At 72.6% G+C, this 18,399-nt stretch carries 16 protein-coding genes; 7 read left to right on the top strand and 9 right to left on the bottom strand.

What is annotated here, in order from left to right:
• Nucleotides 1-2: 2 nt before the first annotated feature.
• Nucleotides 3-1,322, top strand: a complete 1,320-nt coding sequence (locus tag DRB89_RS18125) for an ion channel protein (RefSeq protein WP_204358145.1) — start codon at nt 3-5, stop codon at nt 1,320-1,322.
• Between the two features lie 869 nt (nt 1,323-2,191).
• On the opposite strand, the gene DRB89_RS18120 is transcribed toward DRB89_RS18125, so the two are convergent.
• Nucleotides 2,192-3,484 (bottom strand): NAD(P)/FAD-dependent oxidoreductase, encoded by a 1,293-nt coding sequence (locus DRB89_RS18120; RefSeq protein WP_112448738.1) that lies wholly within the window; start codon nt 3,482-3,484, stop codon nt 2,192-2,194.
• A gap of 136 nt (nt 3,485-3,620) precedes the next feature.
• Here DRB89_RS18120 and DRB89_RS18115 point away from each other — a divergent pair, with 136 nt between their 5' ends.
• Nucleotides 3,621-4,058 carry a hypothetical protein gene (locus tag DRB89_RS18115; RefSeq protein WP_239516208.1) on the top strand — a complete coding sequence of 146 codons (438 nt, stop codon included), beginning with the start codon at nt 3,621-3,623 and terminating at the stop codon, nt 4,056-4,058.
• 29 nt (nt 4,059-4,087) lie between these two features.
• Here DRB89_RS18115 and DRB89_RS18110 read toward each other — a convergent pair whose 3' ends face one another.
• Nucleotides 4,088-5,311: a cytochrome P450 gene (locus tag DRB89_RS18110; protein WP_239516207.1), complete on the bottom strand. Its 1,224-nt coding sequence runs from the start codon at nt 5,309-5,311 to the stop codon at nt 4,088-4,090.
• Between the two features lie 242 nt (nt 5,312-5,553).
• Here DRB89_RS18110 and DRB89_RS18105 point away from each other — a divergent pair, with 242 nt between their 5' ends.
• Nucleotides 5,554-6,588 carry a winged helix-turn-helix domain-containing protein gene (locus DRB89_RS18105; protein WP_112448735.1) on the top strand — a complete coding sequence of 345 codons (1,035 nt, stop codon included), beginning with the start codon at nt 5,554-5,556 and terminating at the stop codon, nt 6,586-6,588.
• Nucleotides 6,589-6,635: 47 nt separating this feature from the next.
• Here the strand turns inward: DRB89_RS18105 and DRB89_RS18100 are convergent, their stop codons facing one another.
• On the bottom strand, nt 6,636-7,559 hold the full coding sequence (locus DRB89_RS18100; RefSeq protein ID WP_112448734.1) for an MBL fold metallo-hydrolase: 924 nt from the start codon (nt 7,557-7,559) through the stop codon (nt 6,636-6,638).
• A gap of 100 nt (nt 7,560-7,659) precedes the next feature.
• Here DRB89_RS18100 and DRB89_RS18095 point away from each other — a divergent pair, with 100 nt between their 5' ends.
• Nucleotides 7,660-8,739 (top strand): DUF1266 domain-containing protein, encoded by a 1,080-nt coding sequence (locus DRB89_RS18095; protein WP_112463340.1) that lies wholly within the window; start codon nt 7,660-7,662, stop codon nt 8,737-8,739.
• Between the two features lie 62 nt (nt 8,740-8,801).
• A complete protein-coding gene (locus tag DRB89_RS18090) occupies nt 8,802-9,212 on the top strand; it encodes a PPOX class F420-dependent oxidoreductase (RefSeq protein ID WP_112453185.1) in 411 nt (136 codons plus the stop codon).
• 34 nt (nt 9,213-9,246) lie between these two features.
• Here DRB89_RS18090 and DRB89_RS18085 read toward each other — a convergent pair whose 3' ends face one another.
• The 5 genes from DRB89_RS18085 to pdhA form a co-directional block, all read right to left on the bottom strand.
• The gene (locus DRB89_RS18085) at nt 9,247-9,996 is read right to left on the bottom strand and encodes a hypothetical protein (RefSeq protein ID WP_112446717.1); all 750 of its coding nucleotides are present in this window, start codon (nt 9,994-9,996) and stop codon (nt 9,247-9,249) included.
• A 100-nt stretch (nt 9,997-10,096) separates the two neighbouring features.
• Nucleotides 10,097-11,029, bottom strand: a complete 933-nt coding sequence (locus tag DRB89_RS18080; protein WP_112446716.1) for a GNAT family N-acetyltransferase — start codon at nt 11,027-11,029, stop codon at nt 10,097-10,099.
• A gap of 120 nt (nt 11,030-11,149) precedes the next feature.
• On the bottom strand, nt 11,150-12,589 hold the full coding sequence (locus tag DRB89_RS18075; RefSeq protein ID WP_112453184.1) for a dihydrolipoamide acetyltransferase family protein: 1,440 nt from the start codon (nt 12,587-12,589) through the stop codon (nt 11,150-11,152).
• Nucleotides 12,590-12,618: 29 nt separating this feature from the next.
• Nucleotides 12,619-13,599 (bottom strand): alpha-ketoacid dehydrogenase subunit beta, encoded by a 981-nt coding sequence (locus tag DRB89_RS18070; protein WP_112446715.1) that lies wholly within the window; start codon nt 13,597-13,599, stop codon nt 12,619-12,621.
• A gap of 5 nt (nt 13,600-13,604) precedes the next feature.
• Nucleotides 13,605-14,813 carry a pyruvate dehydrogenase (acetyl-transferring) E1 component subunit alpha gene (gene pdhA, locus DRB89_RS18065; RefSeq protein ID WP_112446714.1) on the bottom strand — a complete coding sequence of 403 codons (1,209 nt, stop codon included), beginning with the start codon at nt 14,811-14,813 and terminating at the stop codon, nt 13,605-13,607.
• 567 nt (nt 14,814-15,380) lie between these two features.
• On the opposite strand from pdhA, the gene DRB89_RS18060 reads away from it, so the two are divergent.
• Nucleotides 15,381-16,052, top strand: coding sequence for a response regulator transcription factor (locus DRB89_RS18060; protein WP_112446713.1), 672 nt, complete (start codon nt 15,381-15,383; stop codon nt 16,050-16,052).
• Between the two features lie 173 nt (nt 16,053-16,225).
• Nucleotides 16,226-16,642, top strand: a complete 417-nt coding sequence (locus DRB89_RS18055) for a pyridoxamine 5'-phosphate oxidase family protein (protein ID WP_112446712.1) — start codon at nt 16,226-16,228, stop codon at nt 16,640-16,642.
• Between the two features lie 79 nt (nt 16,643-16,721).
• On the opposite strand, the gene DRB89_RS18050 is transcribed toward DRB89_RS18055, so the two are convergent.
• Nucleotides 16,722-18,251, bottom strand: coding sequence for a protein kinase (locus DRB89_RS18050; RefSeq protein ID WP_112446711.1), 1,530 nt, complete (start codon nt 18,249-18,251; stop codon nt 16,722-16,724).
• Nucleotides 18,252-18,399: the final 148 nt, after the last annotated feature.

Below are 18,399 nucleotides of genomic sequence, written 5' to 3'. Positions count from 1 at the left end.
CGGTGACCGATCCCGCACCGCCCGCCGTGGCGCCCCCGGCTCCGTCCCCGGCCTCGCCGGCCAGGGCCCTGCTGCCCTTCGTCCTGCCCGCGCTGCTGATCGGGGTGGGCTCGAGCCTGCTGCTGACCGGTGTGAGCGAGGCTGCCGACCTGTTGAAGGACGTCTTGTGGGAGACCCTTCCCGACGCGTTGGGGGTCGGCCGCTGGTCCGCGCTGTGGATGATGACCGTGCTGACGGCCACGGGCATCGCCGTCGGCCTCGTGGTGTGGAAGGTCCACGGACACGCCGGTCCTGATCCCGCGACCACGGGGGTGGTGGACCCTCCGCTGCCACCGGGAGTGGTCCCCGGCCTGCTGCTGGCCAGCGCGCTCGCCCTGGCCGGGGGAGTGAGCCTGGGTCCGGAGAATCCGATCACCGCCGCCAACATCGCGCTCGCCTACTGGCTCGGCCGGCGCCTCGCACCCGGCAGCCCGGCGCAGCTCTGGGTGGCCCTGGGCGCGGCGGGCACCGTCGGGGCGCTGTTCGGCACTCCGGTGGCGGCCGTCCTGATCCTCACGGAGTCGATGGTGTCGGCTCCCCGGCAGGGGCCGTCGGTCGAGGGCGGGCGCGCGCCCACCCTGTGGGACCAGCTCTTCGCCCCGCTGATCGCGGCCGGCGCGGGCGGGGTGACGACCGTACTGCTCTCCGCGCCCACCTTCCGCCTGCCCCTGCCGGCCCTCGACGGGCCCCGGTGGCCCGACCTGGTCGCCGCCCTGGTGGTCTCCGCCGTCGCCGCGACCCTGGCCATGGCCGCCGTCTACCTCTTCCCGTACGTGCACCGCGTCTTCCACCTGCTGCCGCATCCGGTGCTCGCCCTGACCTTGGGCGGAGTGGTGCTGGGCCTGCTGGGGGTGCTCGGCGGCCACCTCACGCTGTTCAAGGGGCTGGAGGAGATGGGCCAGCTGGTCGCCGATCCGCAGGGGCACTCCGCGGGCGCGCTCGTCCTGATGGCGGTGGTGAAGCTGGTGGCCGTACTGGTGGCCTGCGGGTCCGGATTCAGGGGCGGCCGGATCTTCCCGTCCGTCTTCGCGGGGGTCGCGCTCGGCCTGGCCGTCCATGCTCTGGTGCCAGAGGTGCAGCCGGCGGTCGCGGTGACCTGCTCGGTGCTCGGCGTGCTGCTGGGCGTCACCCGGATGGGCTGGGTGAGCCTGTTCACCGCCGCGATCCTCGCCCCGGACCCCGGCCTGCTCCCGCTGCTGTGCGTGGCGCTGCTCCCGGCCTGGCTCCTGGTCACCGGCCGCCCCCAGATGCAACTGAACGACTCCGGAGTCCCCTTGCGCTGATGCCTTCCGGACGCGCGGCGACATCGGACGGCCTAGTGCTGTGGCATGCGTCGATCCGTGGCCGGAACGGAGCGTCACCGTGCGGCCCGTCACCGTGCGGGCAGGTTGATGCGGTAGCCGTTGTGGGAGTCTCCGCGCATCGAGCGCGCCAGGTCGGCCATGTCCCGCGCCTGGGACGAGGACAGGCCGCGGGCCCTGCCACAGCAGTGCGGCGGCGTCCACGGCCTCGGGGGCCACAGGCCCTGGTTCCTCGGGCAGGAGCACTCCGGACAGCGCGGCCAGTTCGCCGGCGCCGATCCCCAGGAGGGCGGCGAAGTCGGTCACCAAGCGGGGCGTCAGCTCCTTGCGGCCCTCGCCGATCACGCCGTAGGCGGGCGCCGACAGGTACGTGGGCGTCACGATCGTCACGATGTGCGCCAGGCCGCCCCAGCTGAGGTTGCGGTACCGGAGCATACGGATCACCCGACCGCCCGGACCGTCGGCGAACGTCTCGAACCGCTGCGGGGCGAAGGGGCGAGGGCGCTCCTCCTCGGGCAACGAGCGCATGATCCGCAGGAGTTCGATCCGCTCCGCCGGCGGGAGGTGGACCCCGTCCATCACGATGTACGAGACGCACGGCGCGGCCTCGGCGTCCAAGGGCGCCAAGTCCTCCGGGACCTCCAACCCCGCGAGGACGAACAGATCGACGGCGTGCAAACCCAGCACGGGCGCGAGGCGCCGCAGCAGGTCTTCGCCGGGGGTCTCCCCGGCGAGCACGGCTCGGACCCCGTCCGCGGCCACCCCGGCGCGGTCGACCAACTCCTGCGCGCCGATCTCCCTGCGGTCCAGCAACAACCGCAGCATCGCACCGAATTCGGGAGGGGATCCGGTCACGACGCCGCCCGCGACGGGTGCGCCTCCGACGCGTCCGGCGCGGCCGCCCGGCGGTGCCTGACGTTGACGGCCGCGGCCCTGGCCAGCACGACGGGGCTCAAGAAGCGCAGCGGACCGATCAGGCGGGACGCGAACAGGTGCATGTGCCGCGCCAACGCGTCATCACGCGTCGCCGCCGAGAACAGCAGCCGCTCCAAGGGATTGAACGGACGGGCCTTGGCGAAGTCGACGGCCAGGAACTGGTGGCCGCGCAGCCGGCGCCGGTGCCTGCGCGCGTACCCCACGAGCGACTGGTCGAGGTCGCCCCGACCGGCTGCGGCCGAGGCGACGGCCTCGGCCAGCCATAGCGCGGACTCCAGCGCCCATCCGCATCCCACGCCCCACAGGGGGTCGCTGGTCAGGGCGGCGTCGCCGATGAGCGCGACGCCCGGTGCGGTCGGCCTGCGGCTGTGCAGCGGGTAGTCGACCGTGCCGATGATCTTCGTGATGCGCTCGGCGGTGTCGATGGCCGGTGCCTCGGGCAGGGCCCGGACGAACTCCAGGAAGCTGCGTTCGAGGTCTTCCCGGAAGGCCGGCAGCCGCCTCTTGTCCGGGAGCACCGCGAGGACGGTCACCCCGTCGTCGTTGGGGAACGCGTACGCCATGTCGGGTTCGAGGAACCAGGCCTGGCCGATCCCGCCGGGCAGCGGGAGGTTGCGGAAGTGCGCGAGGTAGCCGAACCGCGCGTTCTCGTACTGCCGGGCAGGCACCTCCGCGAACTTCGCCACGGCCGAGTCCTTGCCGTCGGCGCCGACCACCAGGCGGGCCCGTATCTCGCGCTCGCCCTGCGGCGTCGAGGCGCGCACCCCAGAAGTCCGCCCGGCTTCCCGGACCAGCCCGGTCACATGATGCCCGAGGAGCAGGTCGACGCCGGGGGTCCGCGCCGCGTGCGCCCTGATCAACGGGTCGAGGGTGCTGCGCCGGACGTTGTACCCGTACGGCAGCCCGGCACCCGCCGGCGCGGCCTTCGGCTCGATCCATCCCCAACGGGTGTACCAGCGGGCGTCGTTGTGGAGGGCGCCCGCCTCCTCGAGCGCGGGTACGAGGCCGAGTTCGTCCAGCACCGGGTGGGCGTTGGCGGTCAGGGAGTGGGTGCAGAGCACCTTGTACGCAGCGGGGTCCGAGCGGCGCTCCAGCAGTGCGACGCGGACGCCGCGTCGGGCGAGCAGGATCGCCGCGGCGCTGCCGGCGAGGCCGGCCCCGCTGATGACGACGTCGTAGTCGTCACCCGCGCTCTCAGACTGGGTCATGTGCTGATCGCTCCGTTCGGGGTGTGGTGCCGTACGTGGCCGGCGCGAGGGTCGACGGCCGCGGCCGTTCTGTGTGACCATGCGGGCATGAAGATCACTGCCCGAAAGGGCCATGCCGCGTAGGCGGCCGGGCGCGTTGCGCGCGCCCCACCCCGCGCTCTTCACCGAGCGCGCACCCTACCGGATCGACCGGTTGTCGCCGAGGGCGTCCGCGTCCGTGTACCGGGCCGAGCGGTACGCGGACGCCGAAGGCGTGTGGCCCGGTGCCACGGAGACGGCCTTGTTCTGGTACCGGCGGTTCCTGGCCCGGCCGGGCCGGTACCTCGAGATCGGCTATGCCGTGTGTCCGTGTCCCTCGGACGGCCTCGAGGACGTGGCCGAGGCCAGGGACGTCCTGGAGCACGTGGCGCTGCTGCTTCCCGTCCCGGAGCGCCGGGAGTTCAGGGCGTTCCTCACCCGGCTCGATGCCGAACTGTGGAGAAGGACTCTTCCCGATCCCTTCGCGTTCCGCGACCCCCGCAGGAAGGGCGGCTGGTGGCACCACCGGCTCCGGGGCGACCGCCCGTTCGGCTGAGGCGCCCGCCCCACCCGCACGGGACGGGCTCACCACGTGGCGTGCAAGGCCTGCGGCGAGCGGTGGATCAAGGTGGGGCGCATGGTCGGCGCGGGGGCCTCGGGATCCAGCCGGAGGTCCGGCAGGCGACGGACGAACAGTTCGAGCGTCAGGCGCAGTTGCTCGCGGGCCAACTGTGAGCCGGGGCAGCCGTGCGGTCCGTGGCCGAAGGACAAGTGGTGGGGACCGGCGGGGCGGGTGATGTCGAAGCGGTCGGCCCGCTCGTACCGGTCCTCGTCCCGGTTGGCCGAACCGTAGGCGACCAACACGTTGGCACCGGCGGGGAGCTTCGTGCCGGCGAGCGACACCGGCCGGGTGGCGGTGCGGCGGAAGGCCTGCACGGCCGTGTCGTAGCGTGCCGCCTCCTCCACGGCGGCCGGTACGAGCGCCGGATCGGCGCGCAGCGCCTCCCACTGCGCCCGGTCGCGCAGCAGGTGCAGCAGCGTGCTGCCGATCATCGCGCTGGTGGTGAGGAATCCGGCGATCAGGAGGTTCTGGAGGCTGGCCACCAGCTCGTGGCGCTGCTCCAGGGTGAGTTCGTCGTCGCCGGGGGCCAGCGCGGCCACCATCGCCGAGCACAGGTCGTCCCGGGGAACGGCACGCCGGTCGCGTATGTAGCCGTCCAGCAAGTGCTGGAGCGCCACGACGTCCGCGGCGGCGGCCGCCTGCGCCTGCGGTGGCATCGGTCTGAACAGCAGCTCTTCGGCCCGGTGGCCGCCGTGCACCGCGGCGGGCACGTCCTGCGGATCCAGCCCGATCAGCCGGCCGACCACCTCCCCGGGCAGTCGGCGGGCGTACGCCTCCACCAACTCGGCCGAGCCGTCCGCCTCGATGCCGTCCACCAGCTCCCGCGCGCACTCCCGGGCGTACGGCACCAGGGCGGCCACGCGTGCGGTGGACAGCCCGCGGTTCAGGACGGCCCGGTGCCGCCGGTGATCGGCGCCGTCCGTGGAGACGACGGTGGGACGCGGTGCGAACCCCTGCGGCAGGACACCGAGCGCCGCTTCCGAGAGCGGGATGTCGGGCAGCAGGGAGTTGGCGGAGGAGAAGTCCGCGGCGCGCAGCAGCACTTCCCGCACGTCCTGGTCCCGGGCCACCAGCCACGCGTCGAACTCGGGGACGTGGATCAGCCCCTCGGTCCGGCGGGCGCGGGCGTAGAGCGGGTACGGGTCCAGGTACAGCTCGTCGCGCCTTGCCTGGTCGTGGGACGGCACACGGGCCTCCGGATCGCGGTCGGTAGCGGGGTGCGGGACGGCCCGCGCGGGTGAACTCCGGTGCCGGGCCATGATGCAGGAGCCGGGCCGCGCAAGGAAGTGTGCCTCCGCCCCGCCCGCCCCGAACCGTCCGGGGTCACCGCGCCTTGGACGAAAAAGCTCCTGGACGGAGCCTCGCACAGGGCACAGACTGCGGTGGGCGCTCAAGTGGCGCCAGAGCGGACGGCGATGGGGGATTCCCGGTGTTGCACATTCACTTCACTGCCGAGGACCTGGCCCGGACCCGGGTGGCCGCGACGATCGGCGCGGCCGCGGAAACCATGTACAGCCTGCGGCTGTTACGCGACTGTGCCACCTACGCCCTGCCCTTCCATCCCTGGCAGACGGCGGTTCGCGGGCGGCTGGGCGCGAAGGCCCGGCCGTTCACGAGCCTGCTGGCCGTGGACGGCCCGGACGTCGACCTGACGGTGCTCATGGGCGACACCCCGTCCATCGAGGAGGGGGTCGAGAACCTGATGCGGGTGTCGACCGCCCGGTTGCGGACCGAATTCGAGCACATCGCCTTCCATCCCTCGCAGTTGCCGTGGGCCCGGAACCTGGTCGGGGGAGACCTCGAAGCCCGCCGGCAGTTCGCCGAGGGACTCGCCGCCTGCAACGAGGCGATGGTCGCTCCCTACTGGAGCAGGGCGAGAGCCCATCTGGAGGGCGTGCGGACGACCTTCGCACGGAGACTGCTCGACGGCGGGGTCGAACGCCTGCTGGAAGGGCTGTGCGTCCCGCTGGTGCGGTGGCGGCCACCCGTACTGGAGGTCAGGTACCACCGGAACGTCGAGGTCCACCTCGGGGGACGCGGACTCGTCATCGCGCCGACCGTCTTCCTGTGGCGGGACCCGGCCCTGCTGTGGGACCCGCAGGACGCCGCCTCGGCGCCCACGCTCGCCATTCCCACCATCGGCGACGAGAAGGCGGGCGCGGCCCTGTGGGGCGGGACGCGAGCCGTGGACCAGTCGCTGGGCGCACTGCTGGGACGCACCCGGGCCGCCGCGCTGAAGGTCGTCACCGAGGGGTGCAGCACCACCGAGCTGGCGAAGCGCCTGAACGTGTCGATCGCGGTGGCGAGCGAGCACGCGACGGTGCTGCGCAACGCCAAGCTCATCACCACCACCCGGCGGGGCAAATCCGTGGTGCACACCGTCACGCCGCTCGGCACCGAACTCCTGGGAACGCACCAGGGCCCGGCTCCCGGTGACCTCAGGAGCGAACGGGTCGTTCGCTGAACCCGTGCGGAAGCCCCCGCCTACTCCGTCTGCCCCGCCTGCCCCGTCTACTCCGCCTGCTCCGTACCGAAGGCCGCCCACGGTCCGAGGGCGAACCCGCTGCCCTCCCGCCGTACTTCGACGGCGCCCGCACCCGCGAAGTGCGCGGGCACCACCAGCTCCCTCTCGGCTGCCGCTCGTTCGAGGATCCGGCGGCGGCTGGCCGCCGCACTCGCCGGATCCAGGCAGAAGCAGCTGTTGCAGGAAGGCGCGAGGATCTGCACGGGACTGTGCAGGAGATCGCCGACGAAGACCGCCCGGTCATCCCCGGACGTGAGGCGCAGCACGGAGGAGCCGGGCGTGTGGCCGGGCGCTGATTCCAGGGTGAGGTGTTCGTCTATGCGGTGCACGCCGTCCCACAACAGGCTCTGCCCGGCCCGGTGGACGGGCGCGATGCTGTCTTCGTAGATCAGCCGGTCGTCCTCGCGCAGGCCGTTCGCGTACCCGTTGTCCGGGCCGAAATGGAAGTCGTCCGCGGCCGGGATGAGGTACTGGGCGTTGGGGAACGCCGGCACCCACTCCCCGTCCGAGGCAACGGTGTTCCAGCCGACGTGATCGCCGTGGACATGGGTGTTGACGACGACGTCGACGTCCTCCGGGCGGACGCCCGACCGCGCCAGCTCACCCAGGAAGTCTCCCTCCCGGTGGTGGAACTGCGGCGAGCCGGGCCGCTCGCGCCCGTTGCCCACCCCGGTATCGACCAGGACGGTCCTCCCGCCGCTGCGCAGCACCCAGGTCTGCAGCGCCATCACCGCCCGGTCCGTCTCCGGATCCCAGTGGTCCGGCGCCAGCCAGTCCTCGTTGCCCTTCCACGCCTCCGCGGCGGCCCGCGGAACCAGACCGGGTGCGGGCGCGAACGCCCCCTGCCACTCGACGACCCGGATGACCTCGACATCGCCCAGCATGATGCCCTGCACGCTCTCGCTCTTCATGCCCTCAACCCTAGGAAGAGCGGTTGAGTCTCTCAATGCCCGTCCGGCTCAGCTGAATACGCGTCCCTCTCACCTCTGATGCCGGAGATATCCTGGCCCGATGGATGTGGTGAGCGACGCGATCTCGACCGTACGCATCGGGCTGCCCTCCTCCGCGCAGCCCGCCCCCGCCCCCCCGCCCGGCTCCGGCCGCCGGACCCTCGCCTCGTTCGCCGGGGCCTGGGCCTCCGCCGACCCGCCCCACCTCGCCGTGAGCCCCGGCTCCCCCGCCGAGGCCTACCTCACCACCACCCCCGCCGACCGGGCCCGCTGGCGTGCGCACTGGGACGCCGTCGCCCCTGCCTGGGGCCTCGCCGCCGGCTCCGTGCACACCCTGCACACCGGCGGCCCGCTGCACGGGCCCGTCGCGCACGGACTCGCCGTCGGCGCCCATCTCGCGGTGTCCAACGGGGAGTTCTGGAACGCACTGGCCTACCACGGCAACGGCTACACCCGCGAGCGCGAACGCCTGCGCAAGGCCTGGGGCATCACCACCCCCGAGGACTGGCACGACGTCCTGCGCCGCATGCTCGCCGCCGAGATCGTCAGTCCCGTCTGGGAGTTCGCGCTGCGGGTGCGCCGCGTCCTGGCCTCCGACTTCGCCGGCGCCGTCGACGTGGAGCACTGGCGGCACGCGGCCGCCTCCACCCTGCGCCGCAGCGCCGAGCGGGCCGCCGAGCCGCAGCTCACCTCCGAGGGGGTCACCGTCGCCGAGCCCCGCCCCACCGCCGAGGTGGAGGGCGAGGTCGCGGGCGTGCAGCGGCTGATCGGCCGGATCGCCCGCTACGAGCAGCGCTTCCGCGCCGACGGGCTGCTCGCCGAAGGGGACTGGGTCCGCTCCGTCGAGGGCTGGGACTACGGCCGGGCCTCCCAGATGGCCCGCTGGGGCACGGGCACCCGCTACGGCACCCTGGCCGACGCCGAGCGCGGGGTCCTGCGCGCCGGAGAGGCGGCGCGCGAGACGTACCGCTCGTGGGAGGAGTTCTCGGCCGGGTACGCGCTGGGCCGCTGCCTGCACTTCGACGAGGAGGAGTTCGGGGAGTGGTACGCGGGGGCCCTGGCCACCCACCTCACCCTGACCACCGACCCGGCGGGGCCCTGGCGCAACATCCCGTGGCGGGACCGGCCGGACTTGCCGTAGTCGGCCCGGGGGCGCCGGCAAACCCGGGCCCGACCCCGTACGCCCCGACTACCGTGACCGCCATGACTCTTGAGCTGAACGACACGGTCCGCAAGCTGCTCGACGCCCCCCACCCGGCGGTGCTGGCGACCCTGAACCCCGACGGCAGCCCGCAGAGTTCGGTGGTGTGGGTGACCCGGGACGGGGACGAGATCCTGATCTCCACCCAGCGCGGGCGCCGCAAGGAGCTCAACATCGCGCGGGACCCCCGGATCGGCCTGACCGTCTTCGACCTGGCGAACCCCTTCCTCTACGCCGAGATCCGCGGCACCGCCAGCGTCACCGAGGACACCGGCCGGGCCGTCGCCGTCCGCATCGCGGAGGAGTACGAGGGCCCGGGCGCGGGGAAGGCGTACGCGCAGGCCCCGGCCGAGGACGTACGGGTCGTCGTGCGCCTGACCCCGTCCAAGGTCCTCGGCAACGCGGCCCGCTGAGGCCCCGGGCCCGGTCACGGCACCGGGAGACGGCCTAGGGCAGCCGGGGCCGCAGCGCCGTCCAGGCGTCGGCCGCCGCCGCCAGCGGGTCGGTGGCGGCGAGGTGCGGGCGGGCCGGGGCCATGCACGGGATCAGGTTCTTGATGCGGCGCAGGCGCAGGATGGCGGGGCGCGGCAGGTCCCGCCAGGCGCGGGCCTGCTCGGCCGCCTGGGCCGGGGTCAGGTCGATGCGGGCCAGCACGTCCCGGCAGAGCGCGGCGGGATCGCGGTCGGGGTCCCCGGCGGGTCCGGGGCCGAAGCACCGGATCAAGTAGCCGCGCACGTACGGCTGTTCCTCCGGCCGGCCGGCCCGCTCGATGGCGGCCAGCACGATCCGGCCCCAGCGCAGCCGCACCCCGTCGGGCAGGGAGTCGTCCTGCATCCAGGCGGTCGCCAGGGCCCGCAGCGGGCCCGGATGCGGTTCCTCCAGCAGCGACGGCCCGGTGGCCAGCCACGCCTCCAGCTCCGCCAGCGCGTGGCCGTCCGGAGGTACGTACGTCAGCACCTGCCCCCGCGCGAGCAGCGCGACCACGGCGCCCGCGAGGCGGACCGTGGCCGTGTGCCCCGCGTCGCAGAAGTCCACGGTGCGCCCGTACCGCTCGATCCGGCGCAGTCGGAGCCTGAGCTCCCCGGCCGCGTAGACCTGCCCGGCCCGGGCCGTACCGCCGACGCACCGCACCACGCACACGCCACCCGTGGCATCGGCCGTCTCGACGGCGTACACCTGCAACTCGGCGATGGACACCCTGCCCCACCCCTCTCCCGGGCGGGGAGGCTACCGCGTCCCGGCGCCGGGGACGTGCCGGACCGGGCAACCTCCTGAACGGCGCGACGGGGTCACGGCATCAGGACGGCTCCAGCACCAGGCGGATCTCGGTGATCTCGTAGCCGGCGCGGGTGAAGGCGGCGGCCATCGGGGCGTTCACGGTGTCCGTGGTGGCGGTGATGCGCTCGGCGCCCTCGGCGGCGTGGAAGCGGGTGATCTCGGCGAGGATCTCGTCGATCAGCCCGCGGCCGCGCTGTTCGGGGACCACGCCGAGGTAGCCGACGTTGCGGTGGTACGGGGTCGCCGACGGGATCGCCATCCCGGCGAGGGTGCCGTCCGGCAGGTGGGCCAGGCGCCACCAGGAGCGCTCGCCGGGGCAGTCGGTGTAGAACTCGATGTCGTCGCGCGCCAGTTCCGCGGCGTCGATCGTGCGCAGCTCGCTCTGCGTGTGCAGGTCCAGACTGCCGCTCGCGAGGCGGGTGAAGGCGTCGAGGAACTCCTCGTCCGTGCCCTCGCGGAAGACGAGCCGGCCGGTGGGGGCGGCGGTTCCGGCGGCCGGGGTCCACTCGAAGCGCAGCCGCTCGATCTCGCGGGTCAGCCCGGAGGCGTACGCCGCCTCCTGCCGCCAGGCGACGGCGTCGGCCAGGCCACCGGGGGCGGTGCGCCAGTCGCGGGGCAGGGAGATGTTGTAGTCGGGGGCCTTGCCGAAGGCCTCGTGCCCGGCGGCGAGCAGCCCGGCGGCGACGGCGGCCGGATCGGCGGCGGAGCTCCGGACCTGGAGGCAGTCGAGGGCGATCGGCAGTTCTCCGTCGGCGCGGCCCCACCACAGGGCGCGGGCGAGGATCTCGCCGTTGTCGTCCTCGGCGAACCAGGTCCACTCGGGACGCATCTGGCGCGCGGCGAGCTCTTCCCGGATCTTCTCGGGGGTGAGGGCGGGGACGGGGCCGTCGGCCGGGTAGGCGAGGGCGCGGTCCAGGTCGGTGGGGTCTGCGGTGGCAGAGCGGAAGCGCATGGGCCGATGATCACACCGGACGGGCTCGCCCGCCACAGCATTTGCGCACGTCAGAGCGGTCTGGGGCAGGGCAGAGGGGAAGGCCGGCCCCGGGCGGGTGCCCGGGGCCGGCCTTCGCCGTCAGGACCAGGTGATCAGACGGCGGGGGTGCTCCAGGACGGCGGCGATGTCCGCGAGGAAGCGGGAGCCGAGTTCGCCGTCGATGAGGCGGTGGTCGAAGGAGAGCGCCAGCGTGGTGACTTGGCGGGCCTTGACCTTGCCCTTGTGGACCCACGGCTGGAGCTTGATCGCGCCGACCGCGAGGATCGCGGACTCGCCGGGGTTCAGGATGGGCGTGCCGGTGTCGACGCCGAAGACGCCGACGTTGGTGAGGGTGATGGTGCCGTTCTGCATGTCGGCCGGGGAGGTCTTGCCCTCGCGGGCGGTGGCGACCAGCTCGGACAGGGCCGTCGACAGCTCGGGGAGCGTCTTGGCGTGGGCGTCCTTGATGTTCGGGACGATCAGCCCGCGCGGGGTGGCCGCGGCGATGCCCAGGTTGACGTAGTGCTTGAGCACGATCTCCTGGGCCGCCTCGTCCCACGAAGCGTTGACCTCGGGATTGCGGCGGACCGCCACGAGGACGGCCTTGGCGATCAGCAGCAGCGGGTTGATCCGCAGGCCGGCGAGGTCCGGGTCCGCCTTGAGCTCCTGGACCAGCTTCATCGTGCGGGTCACGTCGAAGGTGATGAACTCGGTGACGTGGGGCGCGGTGAAGGCGGAGCCGACCATGGCCTGGGCGGTGATCTTGCGGACGCCCTTGACCGGGATGCGGGTCTCCCGCGCGGACGCGGGTGCCTCGGCCGGGGCGGATGCCGGGGCCTGGGCCTGGGCCTGGACCGGAGGCGCCTCGGGAGCCGGGGCCAGGGCCTGCGGGGCGATGGCCGCGGCGGCCGCCGCGTGCACGTCCTCCCGGGTCACGACGCCGCCGTCGCCGGTGGGGACCACGACCGCCAGGTCGATGCCGAGGTCCTTGGCGAGCTTGCGCACCGGCGGCTTGGCCAGCGCCCTGGCACCGGATCCGGTGCCGTTCTGCGCCGGCAGCACGACGGCCGGAACCACGACGGCCGGCGCGGCGGGGGCAGCGGCGGCCGGAGCCGCCTGGGCCACGCCCGTGCCGTTCCGCGCGGCGACCGCGGGCTGCGGCGCCTTGCGCGGGCGGCGCTTCGTGGAGGCCGTGGAGACCCCGTAGCCGACGAGGACGGGCTGGCGGGCCGCGGGGGCCTCGGGCTCCGCCTCGGCGGCGACCGGGGCAGCGGCCACCGGGGCCGCGGCGACGGCCGCGGCCGGAGCCTCGTCCGCCGGACCCGTCTGCACGGAGATGATGACCTGGCCGACATCGACCGTCACGCCCTCCTCGAAGAGGAGCGCGTGCACGACGCCGTCGAAGGGGATCGGGAGCTCCACCGCCGCCTTGGCGGTTTCGACCTCGCAGACGACCTGGCCGTCGGTGACGGTGTCACCGGGCTGGACGTACCACTTGAGGATCTCGGCCTCGGTGAGGCCCTCGCCCACATCGGGCATCTTGAATTCGCGGATGGTCACGGCTCTCCTCAGTACGCCAGCGAGCGGTCGACTGCGTCGAGCACCCTGTCCAGGCCCGGCAGGTACTCGTCCTCCAGGCGGGCCGGCGGATACGGGGCGTGGTAGCCGCCCACCCGCAGCACGGGCGCCTCCAGGTGGTAGAAGCACCGCTCCGTGATGCGGGCGGCGATCTCCGAGCCCACGCCGAGGAACACCGGCGCCTCGTGCACGACGACGAGGCGGCGCGTGCGCTCCACGGAGGCCTGCAGCGTGTCGAAGTCGATCGGGGACATCGAGCGCAGGTCCACGACCTCCACCGACTTGCCCTCCTCGGCGGCGGCCGCGGCGGCCTCCAGGCAGACCTTCACCATCGGCCCGTAGGCCGCCAGGGTGATGTCCGTGCCGGTGCGGGCCACCCGCGCGCCGTGCAGCGCGTCCGGGATGGCCTCGACATCGACCTCGCCCTTGTCCCAGTAGCGCCGCTTCGGCTCGAAGAAGATCACCGGGTCGTCGCTGAGGATGGCCTGCTGAAGCATCCAGTAGGCGTCGCTCGCGTTGGACGGCGAGACCACCTTCAGGCCCGGGACGTGCGCGAACAGCGTCTCCGGAGACTCCGAGTGGTGCTCGACCGCGCCGATGCCGCCGGCGTACGGGATGCGGATGACGACCGGCATCTTGATGGTGCCGAGCGAGCGCGCGTGCATCTTGGCGAGCTGCGTGACGATCTGGTCGTACGCCGGGAAGACGAAGCCGTCGAACTGGATCTCCACGACCGGCCGGTACCCGCGCAGGGCCAGGCCGATCGCGGTGCCGACGATGCCCGACTCGGCGAGCGGGGTGTCGATGACCCGCTCCTCGCCGAAGTCCTTCTGCAGTCCGTCGGTGATGCGGAAGACGCCGCCCAGCTTGCCGACGTCCTCGCCCATGATCAGGACCTTCGGGTCCTCTTCCAGGGCCTTGCGCAGCGAGTCGTTGAGCGCCTTCGCGATGGTGAGCTTCTGTACGGCCATGACGGTCACTCCCCGCCTTCGAAGGACGCGATGTAAGCGGCGAACTGCGCGCGCTCCTCGTCGACGAGCGCGTGCCCGTCCGCGTAGACGTTCTCGAAGATCGCCATGGTGTCGGGGTCGGGCATCGAGCGCACGACCTCGCGCACCCGCTTGCCCAGCGCCTCGCTCTCCACCTCCAGCTGCTCGAAGTACGCCTCGTCGGCGCCTCCGGTGGCCAGCAGGTGGGCCTTCAGGCGCAGGATCGGGTCCTTGGCCTCCCAGGCCGCCGTCTCCTCGTCGCGCCGGTACTTCGTCGGGTCGTCGGAGGTGGTGTGCGCGCCCATGCGGTACGTGAACGCCTCGACCAGCGTGGGCCCCTCGCCCCGGCGGGCCCGCTCCAGCGCCCACCGCGTCACCGCGAGGCAGGCCAGTACGTCGTTGCCGTCCACGCGGACGCCCGGGAAGCCGAAGCCCTGTGCGCGCTGGTAGAGCGGTACGCGCATCTGGCGCTCGGTGGGCTCGGAGATCGCCCACTGGTTGTTCTGGCAGAAGAACACCACGGGCGAGTTGTAGACGGCCGAGAAGGTGAAGGCTTCCGCGACGTCGCCCTGGCTGGACGCGCCGTCGCCGAAGTAGGCGATGACGGCCGAGTCGGCGCCGTCCTTGGCCACGCCCATCGCGTACCCGGTCGCGTGCAGCGTCTGGGAGCCGATGACGATCGTGTACAGGTGGAAGTTGTTGGTGGTCGGGTCCCAGCCACCGTGGTTCACACCGCGGAACATGCCGAGGAGGTTCGTCGGGTCGACCCCGCGGCACCAGGCCACGCCGTGCTCGCGGTAGGTCGGGAAGACGTAGTCGTCGTCGCGCAGCGCCCGGCCGGAGCCGATCTGCGCCGCCTCCTGGCCCAGGAGCGAGGCCCACAGGCCCAGCTCGCCCTGGCGCTGCAGGGCGGTCGCCTCGCCGTCGAAGCGGCGGGTCATGACCATGTCGCGGTAGAGACCGCGCAGGTCCTCGGTGGTGATGTCGGCGACGTAGGGTGCGAATTCGGCGATGTCGGGATGGTCCGCGACCTCGCGCCGTTCGCCCTCGGGCGTCAGCAGCTGTACGAGCTGGGGCTCGGCGTCATGCGTCTTCGCGGTGGCAGCGGCGGGCTTGGCGGCGCTTGCCGCGCCGGCCGGCCGCTTGGTGCCGCTGCTGCGTCGCGGCTTGCGCGCGGCAGTGCTCTCCACGGTCACGATTGCTCCTCCGTCGGTCCGGCACCCGGGTTCTCCGGGGTCCAGTGCGGCTCACCTGCATCTCTGCCCGCGCACGGGGTGGGTGCGCTTCGGGTGTGGGATTCAGGCGTGACAGGTGCCCCGGCGAGTGCCCTGCGCAATGCACGTTACCCAGTGCGTCGCATAACTGCGAAACCCCGTTTGACCTGCGATTTTGCTTGGATTTCCAAGTAAATCCGCGGAAGCGGGAACAACCACTGGTCACAGCCTTGCAGGGGGCCGGAACAACGGCACGTTATCCCGGCCTTCACCGGCAGGGAAGGGTTTGAGTGTTTGAATCCTCGACCCCTTGTACGACGCGTGCGCGCCGCCCCGTCGTGCTGGCGCGGTGCCGCCGCCGGGCCCGGCGGCGGCGACATGTCTGCTTGCTCCGATTGCGCCCGCTCCGCCCGCAAAAGCGCGCCTTGGAACACTTCGCCGCTAGGATGGACGCAGAAAGGAGCCCTGTTCTTGACACGGACGGCTCTTTTCTGCTGAGTCTCCGCCGGTGGTCATCCGGGGACGCACAACCACTCGGACGGGTAGTCGATGAGCGCACAAGACGGTCAGGCAAAGATCAAGGTTTTCCTCCTGGACGACCACGAAGTGGTGCGTCGGGGCGTGCACGAGCTGCTGTCGATGGAATCCGACATCGAGGTCGTCGGCGAGGCCGGGACGGCCGCCGACGCACTGGTCCGCATCCCCGCCACCCGCCCCGACGTGGCCGTCCTCGACGTCCGGCTGCCGGACGGCAGCGGCGTGGAGGTCTGCCGCGAGGTCCGCTCGCAGAACGAGGACATCAAGTGCCTGATGCTGACCTCGTTCGCCGATGACGAGGCGCTCTTCGACGCGATCATGGCCGGTGCCTCGGGCTACGTGCTGAAGGCGATCCGCGGCAATGAGCTGCTCAACGCCGTACGGGACGTCGCGGCCGGCAAGTCGCTGCTGGACCCCGTCGCCACGGCCCGCGTGCTGGAGCGGCTGCGCGACGGCAAGAACGGCAAGGGCGACGACCGGCTCTCCAACCTCACCGAGCAGGAGCGCAAGATCCTCGACCTGATCGGCGAGGGCCTGACCAACCGCGTGATCGGCGAGCGCCTGCACCTGGCCGAGAAGACCATCAAGAACTACGTCTCCAGCCTGCTCTCCAAGCTGGGCATGGAGCGCCGCTCCCAGGCCGCCGCGTTCGTGGCCCGCCTGCAGGCCGAGAAGCGGCACTGACCGGCACCGGCTGACCGGCACCGGCTGATCGGCACCCTTTCCCGCAACGCAGCGTGACGCCCCGTGGCCGTGTCATTCCACGGGGCGTTCCGTTTGATTCGGGACCAACGTCCCCGATGTGCGGGGCGGGCTCCTCTTTTCCGGCACCGTGTCGGTACCGGAAAGTGGGTGACATGTCCCCAGAGGAACTCCACGCCACCGAACTGCTGCGCCGGGTGCCGTACGGCCGAGTGGCCACCAGCATGCGCGCGCTGCCCTTCCTCGCTGTCGCCCGCCACATCGTGGTGAACGGCAAGGTAGTCCTGAGAATGCACGCCGGATTCGGCTACCACCACGCCTGCAACGGCAGTGTGGTCTCCTACGGCGCCGACAACTTCAACACCGCCGAGGCCCGGTTGTGGTCGGTGCAGTTCACGGGGACCGCGAACATCGTCGAACCCACCACCGCCGAACTGGAACTCTTCGGCCCCGGTCCGCATTTCGTGGACGGCGCGGTGTTCGACCCGGTCTACATGCGCATCGAACCCCAGCTCGTCACCGTGCACACGCTCGCGGGGAACCTGGACCGGCAGTACCAGCACGCGCTCTGAGGACTTTGGTCCCGAGCGGAGAAAGGCCCGGCGGAATTCCGCCGGGCCTTTCTCCATGACTCAGGGTGAGCGGCGCGGCTCAGTCCTGGTCGACGCCGCGCCCCTCGGGGGTCGGCGTCGGCGTCGGGGTCGGCGTCGGCTTCGGCGTCTTCGACGGGCTCGGGGTCGGCGTCGGCGTGGGGGTCGGCGACGGCGACGGGGTGGTGGACGGCGACGAGCTCGGCGTGTACTTGCTGCGGCTCGGCGTCGGCGAGTTGTCGTACGAGTGCGAGGTCTCCGGGGTCCGCGACGGGGTGTTCTCCGGGGTGGGGCTGCTCGACCCGCTGCTCGATGAGGAGGAGACGACGGGCGGGGGCGTGTCCGAGGTCCCGCCCTTGCCGCCGAGGCCGTTGACCGCGTACGCCACGCCGCCCGCGACCGCGAGGACCGCGAGGACGGCGAACAGCCACAGCTTCCAGCGGCCGCCGGAACGGTCGTCGTACCCGTCGTAGCCGTCGTAGCCGCCGTTGCCGCCCTGGCCGCCACCGCCGCCGGGGAAGGCCGAGCCGTCGTCCGGGTTCAGCGGCGGCACCATCGCCTGCTGGAACTGCGAGGTCGAGGAGTGCGCGCCGTACTGCTGCTGGCCGTGGCCGCCGCCGGGCATCGGCATCGCCGTGGTCTGCGAGGGGCCGCGCCCGTGCGGCAGCGCCATCGTGACCGGGCCGGTGCTCCAGGTCCCGGAGTTCGGCCCCTGGTCGTGCAGCATCTGCAGGGCGTACTGGACGAGCCCGCGCATCTCCTCGGCGCTCTGGAACCGGTCGTCCGGGTCCTTGGCCAGCGAGCGCATGACGAGCCCGTCGAGCTCCTGCGGGATCGCGTGGCCCTCCGGCAGCTGCGAGGGCGGGATCGGCGCGTCCTGGACGTGCTGGTAGACCACCGACAACGGGGTCTCCCCGGTGAACGGGGGCCGCAGCGCGAGGAGTTCGTAGAGCAGGCAGCCCGTCGCGTACAGATCGGAGCGGTGGTCCACGGCCTTGCCGAGAGCCTGCTCCGGCGACAGGTACTGCGGGGTGCCCATGACCATGCCGGTCTGGGTCATCGTCGACTGCACGCCGTGCAGGGCGCGCGCGATGCCGAAGTCCATCACCTTGACCGCGCCGGTCTCCGTGATGATCACGTTGGCGGGCTTGATGTCCCGGTGCACGATGCCGTGCTGGTGCGAGTACGCGAGCGCTTCGAGCACGCCGGAGGTGATGATCAGCGCCTGCTCGGGGCCCGGGGCCTCGGCGCTGATCAGCAGGTCGCGGATGGTGCGGCCCTCGACCAGTTCCATGACGATGTAGGGGACGACGCTCGGGCCGACCCGGTCCTCGCCCGAGTCGTACACGGCGACGACGGCATGGTGGTTGAGGCCGGCGACCGACTGCGCCTCGCGCGTGAAGCGGGCCTTGGACACCGGGTCCTCTGCGAGGTCCGGGCGCAGCAGCTTGACGGCCACGGTCCGGCCCAGCCGGACGTCCTCGGCGGCGAACACCTCGGCCATGCCGCCGCGTCCCAGACGGTGGGTCAGCCGGTAACGGCCGTCTCCCACCAGGCCGCCCGCGCCCCAGTGCTCCGGACCGTCTGCCATCCCGGCGCCGCTTCCATCGGGTTCGGGTGCCATCAGTCCTCGCCGTCGTCTGTCTCGGCCGCCGCTCAGCGGTAGGTCCTCGTCGTGTGCTCCGACGAACGCTACAGCCTCGCAACCGGTCGCCGTCCGGACAAGGACCCCGGGTGGC

Origin of the sequence: Streptomyces sp. ICC4, assembly GCF_003287915.1 — a bacterium.
Classification (GTDB): Bacteria; Actinomycetota; Actinomycetes; order Streptomycetales; family Streptomycetaceae; genus Streptomyces; species Streptomyces tritrimontium.
Note: the sequence above shows the minus strand (reverse complement) of the source record. Positions and strands in the feature narration are given on the sequence as shown.